Source organism: Pseudomonas sp. TE6283, from assembly GCF_054060555.1.
On record NZ_JBSSDH010000004.1, the window covers coordinates 86,173 to 98,824 of the forward strand.

General features: G+C 64.9%; 9 protein-coding genes. 7 read left to right on the plus strand and 2 right to left on the minus strand.

Annotated elements, in window-relative coordinates:
* Positions 1 to 138 precede the first annotated feature (138 nt).
* The 6 genes from ACVWZ5_RS07705 (at position 139) to prpD (ending at position 8,542) form a co-directional block, all read left to right on the plus strand.
* Complete coding sequence (locus ACVWZ5_RS07705) at positions 139 to 855, plus strand: GntR family transcriptional regulator (RefSeq protein WP_028692607.1); 717 nt, start codon at positions 139 to 141, stop codon at positions 853 to 855.
* The gene (prpB, locus tag ACVWZ5_RS07710) at positions 852 to 1,742 is read left to right on the plus strand and encodes a methylisocitrate lyase (protein WP_028692606.1); all 891 of its coding nucleotides are present in this window, start codon (positions 852 to 854) and stop codon (positions 1,740 to 1,742) included. The genes ACVWZ5_RS07705 and prpB overlap by 4 nt, the downstream gene beginning before the upstream one ends.
* Positions 1,743 to 1,847: 105 nt before the next feature.
* Positions 1,848 to 2,975 (plus strand): bifunctional 2-methylcitrate synthase/citrate synthase, encoded by a 1,128-nt coding sequence (gene prpC / locus ACVWZ5_RS07715; protein WP_062574542.1) that lies wholly within the window; start codon positions 1,848 to 1,850, stop codon positions 2,973 to 2,975.
* An 81-nt stretch (positions 2,976 to 3,056) separates the two neighbouring features.
* Positions 3,057 to 5,645 carry a Fe/S-dependent 2-methylisocitrate dehydratase AcnD gene (gene acnD, locus ACVWZ5_RS07720; RefSeq protein ID WP_457340518.1) on the plus strand — a complete coding sequence of 863 codons (2,589 nt, stop codon included), beginning with the start codon at positions 3,057 to 3,059 and terminating at the stop codon, positions 5,643 to 5,645.
* Positions 5,646 to 5,796: 151 nt separating this feature from the next.
* Complete coding sequence (prpF, locus tag ACVWZ5_RS07725; protein WP_062359488.1) at positions 5,797 to 6,987, plus strand: 2-methylaconitate cis-trans isomerase PrpF; 1,191 nt, start codon at positions 5,797 to 5,799, stop codon at positions 6,985 to 6,987.
* A gap of 70 nt (positions 6,988 to 7,057) precedes the next feature.
* Complete coding sequence (gene prpD, locus ACVWZ5_RS07730) at positions 7,058 to 8,542, plus strand: 2-methylcitrate dehydratase (RefSeq protein ID WP_062574540.1); 1,485 nt, start codon at positions 7,058 to 7,060, stop codon at positions 8,540 to 8,542.
* Positions 8,543 to 8,685: 143 nt separating this feature from the next.
* On the opposite strand, the gene acnB is transcribed toward prpD, so the two are convergent.
* Positions 8,686 to 11,295: a bifunctional aconitate hydratase 2/2-methylisocitrate dehydratase gene (gene acnB / locus ACVWZ5_RS07735; RefSeq protein WP_062574539.1), complete on the minus strand. Its 2,610-nt coding sequence runs from the start codon at positions 11,293 to 11,295 to the stop codon at positions 8,686 to 8,688.
* Positions 11,296 to 11,704: 409 nt separating this feature from the next.
* Here acnB and ACVWZ5_RS07740 point away from each other — a divergent pair, with 409 nt between their 5' ends.
* A complete protein-coding gene (locus ACVWZ5_RS07740) occupies positions 11,705 to 12,184 on the plus strand; it encodes a DUF1289 domain-containing protein (protein WP_028692600.1) in 480 nt (159 codons plus the stop codon).
* A 59-nt stretch (positions 12,185 to 12,243) separates the two neighbouring features.
* Here the strand turns inward: ACVWZ5_RS07740 and queD are convergent, their stop codons facing one another.
* The gene (gene queD / locus ACVWZ5_RS07745) at positions 12,244 to 12,600 is read right to left on the minus strand and encodes a 6-carboxytetrahydropterin synthase QueD (RefSeq protein WP_023630589.1); all 357 of its coding nucleotides are present in this window, start codon (positions 12,598 to 12,600) and stop codon (positions 12,244 to 12,246) included.
* Positions 12,601 to 12,652 lie beyond the last annotated feature (52 nt).

Below are 12,652 nucleotides of genomic sequence, written 5' to 3' on the forward strand. Positions count from 1 at the left end.
AGCGCGCCCGCGATCAGACCCCATGAAGGCGGGGTAAGTTCGTTATTAGACGATTGTCGACAATATTCTTTTTGTCTTTGACTCCATTCCTCTATTTGGCTAGTTTTGGCGTCACTGATTTTGAAGGTGTCGACAATCATGCTGGACACAGCCCCGGCCACCACGCTGCCTCAGGACGAGACCGAGACCCTCTCGGAGCACGTCTTCCGGCGCATCCAGGCCGCCATCGTCAAGGGCGAGATCGCCCCCGGCAGCAAGATCTCCGAGCCGGAGCTGGCGCGCACCTACGGCATCAGCCGCGGCCCGCTGCGCGAGGCGATCCACCGCCTGGAGGGCCAGCGCCTGCTGGTGCGCGTGCCCCATGTCGGCGCCCGGGTGGTGTCGCTCAGCCATGCCGAGTTGATCGAGCTGTACGAAATCCGCGAATCCCTTGAAGGCATGGCCTGCCGCCTGGCCGCCGAACGCATGAGCCAGGCGGCCATCGACGAGTTGCGCCATGTGCTCGACACCCACGAGCGCGACGCCGCGTTCCAGGCCGGGCAGGGCTACTACCAGCAGGAAGGCGACTACGACTTCCACTACCGGATCATCCAGGGCAGCGGCAACCAGACCCTGTACAAGATGCTCTGCGGCGAGCTTTACCAACTGGTGCGCATGTACCGCATCCAGTTCTCCAGCACGCCCAACCGCCCGCGCCAGGCCTTCGCCGAGCACCATCGCATCCTCGATGCAATCGAAGCCCGCGACGGCGAACTGGCAGAACTCCTGATGCGCCGCCACATCGGCGCGTCCAAACGCAATATCGAGCGCCACTACCAAGGTGCCGACAACAATAGCCCACGAGGTGAGTCATGACAGTGAAGAGCACGCCCGGCCAGCGTTTCCGTGACGCGGTCGCCGCCGAACATCCGCTGCAGGTGGTCGGGACCATCAACGCCAACCACGCCCTGCTGGCCAAGCGTGCCGGCTTCAAGGCCATCTACCTGTCCGGCGGTGGTGTCGCCGCCGGCTCCCTGGGCCTGCCGGACCTGGGTATCAGCGGCCTGGACGACGTGCTCACCGACGTACGGCGCATCACCGATGTGTGCGACCTGCCGCTGCTGGTGGATGTCGACACCGGCTTCGGCGCCTCGGCCTTCAACGTCGCCCGCACCGTCAAGTCGATGAGCAAGTTCGGCGCCGCGGCCATTCATATCGAGGACCAGGTCGGCGCCAAGCGCTGTGGCCATCGCCCGAACAAGGAGATCGTCTCGCAGCAGGAGATGGTCGACCGCATCAAGGCCGCCGTGGATGCTCGCAGCGACGACAGTTTCGTGATCATGGCGCGCACCGACGCGCTGGCGGTGGAAGGCCTGAACGCCGCCCTGGACCGCGCTGCCGCCTGCATCGAGGCCGGCGCCGACATGATCTTCCCGGAAGCCATTACCGAGCTTTCGATGTACAAGACCTTCGCCGACCGGGTGAAGGCGCCGATCCTGGCCAACATCACCGAGTTCGGCGCCACGCCGCTGTACACCACCGAGGAGCTGGCCTCGGTCGACGTGTCGCTGGTGCTCTACCCGCTGTCGGCTTTCCGCGCCATGAACAAGGCGGCCGAGAACGTCTACACCGCGCTGCGCCGTGACGGCACGCAGAAGAACGTGATCGACACCATGCAGACCCGCATGGAGCTCTACGATGCCATCGGCTACCACGCCTTCGAGCAGAGCCTCGATGCGCTGTTCGCGCAGAAGAAGGGATGATTCAAGCGCACGTCGCCCTGTAGAAGCCGGCTTGCCGGCGAACAGGCCCGATATCCGATTAGCCAGAAAAGACTTCGATAACAAATTCAAGAAAGGAGAAACACCATGGCCGAAGCAAAAGTACTCAGTGGCGCGGGCCTGCGTGGCCAGGTGGCCGGCCAGACCGCGCTGTCGACCGTCGGCCAGGCCGGGGCCGGCCTGACCTACCGCGGCTATGACGTGCGCGACCTGGCCGCCGGCGCCGAGTTCGAGGAAGTCGCCTACCTGCTGCTGTACGGCGAGCTGCCGAGCGAGGCGGAGCTTGCCGACTACAAGCGCAAGCTCAAGGGCCTGCGCGACCTGCCGCAAGCGCTGAAGGAAGTGCTCGAGCGCATCCCGCGCGATGCCCACCCGATGGACGTGATGCGCACCGGCTGCTCGGTGCTCGGCACCCTGGAGCCGGAACTGACCTTCGACGCCCAGCGCGAGAAGACCGACCGCCTGCTGGCGCTGTTCCCGGCGGTGATGTGCTATTGGTACCGCTTCACCCACCACGGCGTGCGCATCGACTGCACCAGCGACGAGGACACCCTCGGCGGCCACTTCCTGCACCTGCTGCACGGCAAGAAACCGAGCGAGTTGCACGTCAAGGTGATGAACGTCTCGCTGATCCTCTACGCCGAGCACGAGTTCAACGCCTCGACCTTCACCGCCCGGGTCTGCGCCTCGACCCTGTCCGACCTGTACTCCTGCGTGACTGCGGCCATCGGCTCGCTGCGCGGCCCGCTGCACGGCGGCGCCAACGAAGCGGCGATGGAGCTGATCGAACGCTTCCAGACTCCGCAGGAAGCCACTGCCGAGCTGCTGCGCATGCTCGAGCGCAAGGACAAGATCATGGGCTTCGGCCACGCCATCTATAAAGAGTCCGATCCGCGCAACGAGGTGATCAAGGGCTGGGCCAAGCAACTCGCCGATGAAGTGGGCGACAAGGTCCTGTACCCGGTTTCCGAAGCCATCGACAAGACTATGTGGGAGCAGAAGCGCCTGTTCCCCAACGCCGACTTCTACCATGCCTCGGCGTACCACTTCATGGGCATTCCGACCAAGCTGTTCACCCCGATCTTCGTCTGCTCGCGCCTGACTGGTTGGGCCGCGCACGTGTTCGAACAGCGCGCCAACAACCGCATCATCCGCCCGAGCGCCGAGTACGTCGGCGTCGAGCAGCGCCAGTTCGTGCCGATCGAGCAGCGTTGAGTCATAGCTCGCTGGGGCTGCTGCGCAGCCCCCCAAGGCCAGACCTGCCTACTGAACACCGTGACCGAGCCCGATAACGATATGAACACCGCATTCCGCAAGAACCTGCCAGGCACCGCCCTGGACTACTTCGACGCCCGTGCCGCGGTCGAGGCGATCAAGCCCGGCGCCTACGACGGCCTGCCGTACACCTCCCGCGTGCTGGCCGAAAACCTGGTGCGCCGCTGTGATCCGGCCACGCTCAACGCCTCGCTGGAGCAGCTGATCGAGCGCAAGCGCGACCTCGACTTTCCCTGGTTCCCCGCCCGCGTGGTCTGCCACGACATCCTCGGCCAGACCGCCCTGGTCGACCTGGCCGGCCTGCGCGATGCCATTGCAGACAAAGGCGGCGACCCGGCCCAGGTCAACCCGGTGGTGCCGGTGCAACTGATCGTCGACCACTCGCTGGCCGTGGAGTGCGGCGGCTTCGACCCGCAGGCGTTCGAGAAGAACCGTGCCATTGAGGATCGCCGCAACGAAGACCGTTTCCACTTCATCAACTGGACCAAGCAGGCCTTCAAGAACGTCGACGTGATCCAGCCGGGCAACGGCATCATGCACCAGATCAACCTGGAGAAGATGTCGCCGGTGGTCCACAACGATCGCGGCGTGGCCTACCCGGACACCTGTGTCGGCACCGACAGCCACACCCCGCACGTGGATGCCCTGGGTGTGATCGCCATTGGCGTCGGCGGCCTGGAGGCCGAGAACGTTATGCTCGGCCGCGCCTCGTGGATGCGCCTGCCGGAGATCGTCGGCGTCGAGCTGACCGGTCGCCTGGCGCCGAACATCACCGCCACCGACCTGGTGCTGGCGCTCACCGAGTTCCTGCGCAAGCAGAAGGTGGTCGGCGCCTACCTGGAGTTCCACGGCGCCGGCGCCAGCGCGCTGACCCTGGGCGACCGCGCCACCATCTCCAACATGGCCCCGGAATACGGCGCCACCGCGGCGATGTTCGCCATCGACCAGCAGACCATCGACTACCTCAAGCTCACCGGCCGCGATGACCAGCAAGTGCAGCTGGTGGAAACCTATGCCAAGGCCACCGGCCTGTGGGCCGACAGCCTGGCCAAGGTCGAGTACGAGCGCGCCCTGAGCTTCGACCTGTCGAGCGTGGTGCGCAACATGGCCGGCCCGTCCAACCCGCACGCCCGCGTGGCCACCAGCGACCTGGCGGCCAAGGGCATCGCCGGCCAATGGGAAGAAGTGCCTGGGCAGATGCCCGATGGCGCGGTGATCATCGCCGCCATCACCAGCTGCACCAACACCAGCAACCCGCGCAACGTGATCGCCGCCGGCCTGCTGGCGCGCAACGCCAACAAGCTCGGCCTGGTCCGCAAACCATGGGTCAAGTCGTCGCTGGCGCCGGGCTCCAAGGCCGTGCAGTTGTACCTCAAGGAAGCAGGGCTGGAGCAGGAATTGGAGCAGCTGGGCTTCGGCATCGTCGCCTTCGCCTGCACCACCTGCAACGGCATGTCCGGCGCGCTGGACCCGGTGATCCAGCAGGAAATCATCGACCGCGACCTGTACGCCACCGCCGTGCTATCGGGCAACCGCAACTTCGACGGGCGCATCCACCCGTACGCCAAGCAGGCGTTCCTGGCTTCGCCGCCGCTGGTGGTGGCCTACGCCATCGCCGGCACCATCCGCTTCGATATCGAGAAGGATGTGCTGGGCGTGGTCGACGGCAAGGAGATTCGCCTGAAGGACATCTGGCCGAGCGATGAAGAGATCGACGCCGTGGTGCGCGCCTCGGTCAAGCCTGAGCAGTTCCGCCAGGTGTACATCCCGATGTTCACCATCGAGGAAGACAAGGGGCCGAAAGTCGCGCCGCTGTATGAATGGCGCCCGATGAGCACCTACATCCGCCGTCCGCCGTATTGGGAAGGCGCCCTGGCCGGTGAGCGTACCCTGCGTGGCATGCGCCCGCTGGCGGTGCTGCCGGACAACATCACCACCGACCACCTGTCACCGTCCAATGCCATCATGCTCGACAGCGCCGCGGGTGAGTACCTGGCGAAGATGGGCCTGCCGGAGGAGGACTTCAACTCCTACGCCACCCACCGCGGTGACCACCTGACCGCCCAGCGCGCCACCTTCGCCAACCCCAAGCTGTTCAACGAGATGGTGTGCAAGGACGATGGCAGCGTGAAGCAGGGTTCGCTGGCGCGCCTTGAGCCGGAAGGCAAGGTGACCCGCATGTGGGAGGCCATCGAGACCTACATGGAGCGCAAGCAGCCGCTGATCATCGTCGCCGGTGCCGACTACGGCCAGGGCTCGTCCCGTGACTGGGCGGCCAAAGGCGTGCGTCTGGCCGGAGTCGAGGCCATCGTCGCCGAAGGCTTCGAACGTATCCACCGCACCAACCTGGTGGGCATGGGCGTGCTGCCGCTGGAGTTCAAGCCGGGCACCGACCGCAAGACCCTGGGCCTGGACGGCAGCGAGACCTACGATGTGCTCGGCGAGCGCACGCCACGGGCGACGCTGACCCTGGTGGTGACGCGGCGCAATGGCGAGCGTGTGGAGGTGCCGGTGACCTGTCGCCTGGATACCGCCGAAGAGGTATCGATCTACGAGGCGGGTGGGGTGCTGCAGCGCTTTGCCCAGGACTTCCTGGAGGGGGCGGCCTGAGCATGAAACGGGGGCCGCTTTGCGGCCCTTTCGCGACACAAGGCCGCTCCCACAACGAGCGGCGCAGTACCTGTGGGAGCGGCCTTGTGTCGCGAAAGGGCTGCAGGGCAGCCCCAGGGTACTTCACCGGACTATCAGGATGCCCAAGACAATGGCTCACGTACCCCAGATCAAAATTCCCGCCACCTATATTCGCGGCGGCACCAGCAAAGGTGTGTTCTTCCGCCTCCAGGACCTGCCCGAGCAGACGCAGATTCCTGGTCCTGCCCGCGACGCCCTGCTGCTGCGGGTGATCGGCAGCCCCGACCCGTACGGCAAGCAGATCGACGGCATGGGCGGCGCCACCTCCAGCACCAGCAAGACGGTGATCCTGTCCAAGAGCATCAAGCCCGACCACGACGTCGACTACCTGTTCGGCCAGGTGTCGATCGACAAGGCCTTCGTCGACTGGAGCGGCAACTGCGGCAACCTGTCCGCCGCGGTCGGCTCGTTCGCCATCAGCAGCGGGCTGGTCGATGCCAGTCGGATTCCGCGCAATGGTATCGCCACCGTGCGGATCTGGCAGGCCAATATCGGCAAGACCATCATCGCCCATGTGCCGATCACCGAAGGCGAGGTGCAGGAAACCGGCGATTTCGAGCTCGATGGCGTGACCTTCCCGGCCGCCGAGGTGCAGCTGGAATTCCTTGATCCGGCCGCCGACGAGGACGGTGACGGCGGGGCGATGTTCCCCACCGGCAACCTGGTCGATGATCTCGAGGTGCCGGGTGTCGGCACCTTCAAGGCGACCCTGATCAACGCCGGCATCCCGACCATCTTCGTCAATGCCGCCGATATCGGCTATACCGGAACCGAGCTGCAGGACGCGATCAACGGCGATGCCGCGGCATTGCAGCGTTTCGAGATCATCCGTGCCCATGGCGCGGTGCGCATGGGGCTGATCGAGCACATCGACCAGGCCGCCGGGCGCCAGCACACGCCGAAGGTCGCGTTCGTCGCGGCGCCGACCGGCTATACCTCCTCCAGTGGCAAGGTTGTCGCAGCCGAGGACGTCGACCTGCTGGTGCGTGCGTTGTCGATGGGCAAGCTGCACCACGCGATGATGGGCACCGCGGCGGTCGCCATCGGCACCGCCGCGGCGATCCCGGGGACGCTGGTCAACCTTGCCGCCGGTGGCGGTGAACGCAGTGCCGTGCGTTTCGGTCATCCGTCCGGGACGTTGCGGGTCGGGGCCGAGGCGCGTCAGGTGGATGGGCAGTGGACCGTGACCAAGGCAATCATGAGCCGAAGTGCTCGGGTGCTGATGGAGGGCTGGGTGCGCGTGCCCGGTGATAGTTTCTAGGGCATCTAGCGTTCGGCTTTCGTTGGTTGGGGCTGCAGAGCAGCCCCGGCAATCTTGAAGGGAGCTGTATATGAGCGCAAACGTAGACCTCAACACCCGCCCCGACTACGACCAGGTCCTGCAGACCCTCGCCGACTACGTGCTTGGCTATCGCGTCGATTCCGCCGAAGCCCTGAACACCGCCCGCTATTGCCTGATGGACACCCTGGGCTGCGGCCTGCTGGCCCTGCGCTTTCCTGAATGCACCAAGCACCTAGGCCCGCTGGTCGAGGGCACCCTTGTCCCCCATGGCGCCCGCGTGCCTGGTACCAGCTATCGCCTCGATCCGGTCAAGGCCGCCTGGGACATTGGCTGCATCGTCCGCTGGCTGGACTACAACGACACCTGGCTGGCGGCGGAGTGGGGCCACCCCTCGGACAACCTCGGCGGCATCCTGGCGGTCACCGACCACCTCTCGCAAAAGCGTGTGGCCAATGGCGAGGCGCCCCTGGTCATGCGCGAGGTACTCGATGCCATGGTCATGGCCCACGAGATCCAGGGCGTGCTGGCGCTGGAGAATTCGTTCAACCGGGTCGGCCTGGATCATGTGCTGCTGGTCAAGGTCGCCTCCGCGGCGGTCTGCGCCAGGCTCATGGGCGCCAATCGCGAGCAGTTGCTGTCGGCGCTGTCCCACGCCTTCGTCGATGGCCAGGCCCTGCGCACCTACCGTCACGCGCCCAACGCCGGGTCGCGCAAGTCGTGGGCGGCGGGGGATGCTTCCAGCCGCGGCGTGCGCCTGGCCGATATTGCCCTGCGTGGCGAGATGGGCGTGCCCGGTGCGCTGACCGCCAGACAGTGGGGCTTCTACGATGTGTCGTTCAGCCACACCAACAAGGACTTGGCGCTCAAGCCCGAGCCGCTGCGTGAACTGCGCCTGCCGCAGCCGTTGGGCAGCTACGTGATGGAAAACGTGCTGTTCAAGATCAGTTTCCCCGCCGAGTTCCACGCCCAGACCGCCTGCGAGGCTGCAGTGACCCTGCACCCGCAGGTGCGCAACCGCCTGCACGAGATCGACCGGATCGTCATTACCACCCATGAGTCGGCGATCCGCATCATTTCCAAGGAGGGGCCGCTGGCCAACGCCGCCGACCGCGACCACTGCCTGCAGTACATGACCGCCGTGCCGCTGATCTTCGGTGACTTGGTGGCGGAGCACTACGAGGATGCCTTCCACGCCGCGCACCCGAGCATCGATCGCCTGCGCGAGAAGATGGTGATCGTCGAGGAGCCGCGCTTCACTCGCGAGTACCTGGAGGCCGACAAGCGCTCCATCGCCAATGGCGTGCAAGTGTTCTTCAAGGATGGCTCGCACACGCCGCAGGTGGTGGTGGAGTACCCGATCGGGCATCGGCGGCGGCGGGAGGAGGGGATGCCCTTGCTCGAGGCCAAGTTCCGCGAGAACCTGGCGACGCGGTTCGCGCGGCAGCGCTGTGAGGCGATCCTGGACGTGTGCAAGGATCAGCAGGCGCTGGAGGTGATGCCGGTGCACAGGTTCGTTGATCTGTTCGTGATCTGACGACAATCGCGGGGCAAGCCCGCTCCCGCGGGGGGAAATTCATGTTGACGTGGGAGCGGGCTTGCCCCGCGACAGGATCGTAAATCCAACAAAAAAGCCCCGGTATCGCTACCGGGGCTTTCTTCTACAACGTACTGCTCAGCTTACGCCTGAACCACCGGGATCTTGGCGTTGGCCGCCGCTTCGCGGAACTCGGCGATCTGGTCGAAGCTCAGGTAGCGGTAGACGTCGGCAGCCATGCTGTCGATGTCTTTCGCGTACTGCATGTACTCCTCGACGGTCGGCAGCTTGCCGATGATCGAAGCGACAGCAGCCAGCTCGGCCGAGGCCAGGTACACGTTGGTGGCGTCGCCCAGACGGTTCGGGAAGTTACGGGTCGAGGTGGAGACCACGGTCGAACCGGTCTGCACACGTGCCTGGTTACCCATGCACAGCGAGCAGCCTGGCATTTCCATGCGCGCGCCAGCCTTGCCGTAGATGCCGTAGTAGCCTTCTTCGGTCAGCTGGTGGGCGTCCATCTTGGTTGGCGGAGCCAGCCACAGACGGGTCGGAATACCGCCCTTGACCTTGTCCAGCAGCTTCCCGGCAGCGCGGAAGTGACCGATGTTGGTCATGCACGAGCCGATGAACACTTCGTCGATCTTCTCGCCTTGTACCGAGGACAGCAGGCGGGCATCGTCCGGGTCGTTCGGCGCGCAGAGCACAGGCTCCTTGACGTCGGCCAGGTCGATCTCGATGATCTCGGCGTACTCGGCGTCGGCGTCGGCCGACAGCAGCTCAGGCTTGGCCAGCCAGGCTTCCATGGCCTGGGCGCGGCGCTCCAGGGTGCGGGCATCGCCGTAGCCTTCGCCGATCATCCAGCGCAGCAGGGTGATGTTGGACTGCAGGTACTCGGCGATGGCCTTCTCTGGCAGCTTGATGGTGCAACCGGCAGCGGAACGTTCGGCCGAGGCGTCGGACAGCTCGAAGGCTTGCTCGACGGTCAGCTCGTTCAGGCCTTCGATCTCGAGGATGCGGCCGGAGAAGATGTTCTTCTTGCCCTTCTTCTCGACGGTCAGCAGGCCCTTCTGGATGGCGTAGTAAGGGATCGCGTGGACCAGGTCACGCAGGGTGATGCCTGGCTGCAGTTTGCCCTTGAAGCGCACCAGCACGGATTCTGGCATGTCCAGCGGCATGACGCCGGTGGCGGCGGCGAAGGCCACCAGGCCGGAACCTGCCGGGAACGAGATGCCGATCGGGAAGCGGGTGTGCGAGTCGCCACCGGTACCCACGGTGTCAGGCATCAGCATGCGGTTCAGCCAGCTGTGGATGATGCCGTCGCCCGGGCGCAGCGACACGCCGCCACGGGTGCGGATGAAGTCTGGCAGGGTGTGGTGGGTGGTGACGTCGATCGGCTTCGGATAGGCCGCGGTGTGGCAGAACGACTGCATCACCAGGTCGGCGGAGAAGCCCAGGCACGCCAGGTCTTTCAGCTCGTCGCGGGTCATCGGGCCCGTGGTGTCCTGGGAGCCGACGGTGGTCATCTTCGGCTCGCAGTAGGCGCCTGGACGCACGCCCTGGCCTTCCGGCAGGCCGCAGGCGCGACCGACCATCTTCTGCGCCAGGGTGAAGCCCTTGGTCGAAGCGGCTGGCTGCTCGGGTTTCTTGAACAGGTCCGATGGGGCCTGGCCCAGTTCGGCGCGGGCCTTCTCGGTCAGGCCACGGCCGACGATCAGCGGGATACGGCCGCCGGCGCGGACTTCGTCGAGCAGTACTTCGGTCTTCAGCTCGAAGTTGGTGACCAGTTCGTCGCTGCCGTGGCGGCGCACTTCACCTTTGAACGGGTAGACGTCGATGACGTCGCCCATGGCCAGGTTGGTGCAGTCGAACTCGATCGGCAGGGCGCCGGCGTCTTCCATGGTGTTGTAGAAGATCGGGGCGATCTTGGTGCCGAAGCAGAAACCACCGGCGCGCTTGTTCGGCACGTACGGGATGTCGTCGCCGAAGAACCACAGCACCGAGTTGGTGGCGGATTTGCGCGAGGAACCGGTGCCGACCACGTCACCGACGTAGGCAACCGGGAAGCCTTTGGCTTTCATGGCTTCGATCTGGGCCAGCGGGCCGACCGAACCTGGCTGCGAAGGCTCGATGCCGTCGCGGGCCATCTTCAGCATGGCCAGGGCGTGCAGCGGGATGTCAGGGCGCGACCAGGCGTCAGGGGCAGGGGACAGGTCGTCGGTGTTGGTTTCGCCAGGCACCTTGAACACGGTCAGGGTGTACTTGTCGGCGATCGCCGGACGGCTGGTGAACCACTCGCCGGCAGCCCAGGATTCCAGCACGGCCTTGGCGTGGGCGTTGCCCGCCTTGGCTTTTTCGGCCACATCGTGGAAGGCATCGAACATCAGCAGGGTGTGCTTGAGCTGTTCGGCCGCGACGGCGCCCAGTTCGGCGTCGTCCAGCAGCGCGACCAGCGTCTCGATGTTGTAGCCGCCCTGCATGGTGCCCAGCAGCTCGGTGGCGTGCTTGCGGTCGATCAGCGGGGATTTGGCTTCACCCTTGGCGACGGCGGAGAGGAACGCGGCCTTGACGTAGGCGGCTTCGTCCACTCCTGGCGGAACGCGGTTGGTGATCAGGTCTACGAGGAAGGCTTCTTCGCCGGCCGGCGGGTTTTTCAGCAGCTCGACCAGGCCTGCAGTTTGTTCGGCGTTCAGCGGCTGGGGCACGATACCCAGAGCGGCACGCTCTTCGATGTGTTTGCGGTAGGCTTCAAGCACAGTTATTACCCTCATCAGTGGTCCCTAAAGGGAGTCCGGGACGCTCATCCAGCATTCCCATGCACCCATGCGCTCAAGACGGCTTTTTGGGCCGGCAAGCCAGGGTCGCAGAGAATCCTTACAGAAGCTGCTTTCAAAGTTTTACGCCTGTAGAACGGAAGGCTGATGAGGGGTTGGCCATGGCCATGCGCGCTTGCATGGACAGGGCCAACGCCGTTCTACCGGATCAACTGTGCTCGTGACGCTTTGAAAACAGCTTCCAACGGACATTGTTGCCTAGAAAAGGCGGAGTGATTCTACGGCAAAAATAAGCCGAAGGTAAGGCGGCGTAGATGACTTTAACGGGTGACCCTGGTTAGACAAAGGGCTAACATGAACCGGTGTTCCACCGCCAAGCTGTTGTTTCTACATGTCCAACCAATCCATCAAGACCCCTTGCGTCGGCCTGTGCTCCACGGTCTACGGCGACCTGGTGTGCCGCGGCTGCAAGCGCTTTCACCACGAAGTGATCCACTGGAACGGCTACGACGACGAGCAGAAGCGCGCGGTGTGGCTGCGCCTGGAGCAACTGCTGGTGCAGGTGATGATGGCCAAGCTGGAAGTGTTCGACAAAGCGCTGCTGCGCCAGCAGCTGGAGCAGCGCTCGGTCCGCTTCGTCGCGCACCAGTCCGAGTATTGCTGGGCGTATCAGCTGATCGCCCGTGGGGCGCGGATGATCCGTGACCTGGAGGCGTACGGGATGGCGCTGCTGCCGGAGTTCCGCGACTGGGAACTGCCGCAGTTGCGCGATGCCATCGACCGGGAGTTTTTCCTGTTGTCGGAGGCGCATTACCAGCGCTATATCGCGCCGAGCTTTTTGCGAGACGCCCTGGACCGCGGGCAGGGCTGAAGCTCTGGGGTAACGGTGCTGGCCTCTTCGCGGGTTACCCGCGAAAAGGCCGGTGCAGATCAGTCGCCGGTGTACTCGCACCCGCTGGTGCAGGTCTCATGGATGCGCACCTTCGACAGCTCCGGCAGCAGCGGCTTGACCTGGTCCCAGATCCACTTGGCGATCACTTCGCTGGTGGGGTTTTCCAAGCCTGGAATATCGTTCAGGTAGTTGTGGTCCAACTGCTCGTAGATCGGCTTGAAGATCGCCTTTATCTCGGAGAAATCGCGGATCCAGCCGGTGTGCGGATCGAGCGGGCCGGTCAGGTGCAGGGCAACCTTGAACGAGTGGCCATGCAGGCGACCGCACTTGTGGCCGGCAGGGACGTTGGGCAGGCGGTGAGCCGATTCGAAGGTAAATTCCTTAAAGATTTCCACGCTGGCATAACTCTGTGTGAATCAACGATGCGCGCAGTCTACCAGCATGCCC

Coding starts and splice junctions, on each gene's coding strand:
- prpD (WP_062574540.1), top strand. CDS start 7,058: ATGAGCGCAAACGTAGACCTCAACACCCGCCCCGACTACGACCAGGTC.
- prpF (WP_062359488.1), top strand. CDS start 5,797: ATGGCTCACGTACCCCAGATCAAAATTCCCGCCACCTATATTCGCGGC.
- prpB (WP_028692606.1), top strand. CDS start 852: ATGACAGTGAAGAGCACGCCCGGCCAGCGTTTCCGTGACGCGGTCGCC.
- prpC (WP_062574542.1), top strand. CDS start 1,848: ATGGCCGAAGCAAAAGTACTCAGTGGCGCGGGCCTGCGTGGCCAGGTG.
- ACVWZ5_RS07705 (WP_028692607.1), top strand. CDS start 139: ATGCTGGACACAGCCCCGGCCACCACGCTGCCTCAGGACGAGACCGAG.
- acnD (WP_457340518.1), top strand. CDS start 3,057: ATGAACACCGCATTCCGCAAGAACCTGCCAGGCACCGCCCTGGACTAC.
- ACVWZ5_RS07740 (WP_028692600.1), top strand. CDS start 11,705: ATGTCCAACCAATCCATCAAGACCCCTTGCGTCGGCCTGTGCTCCACG.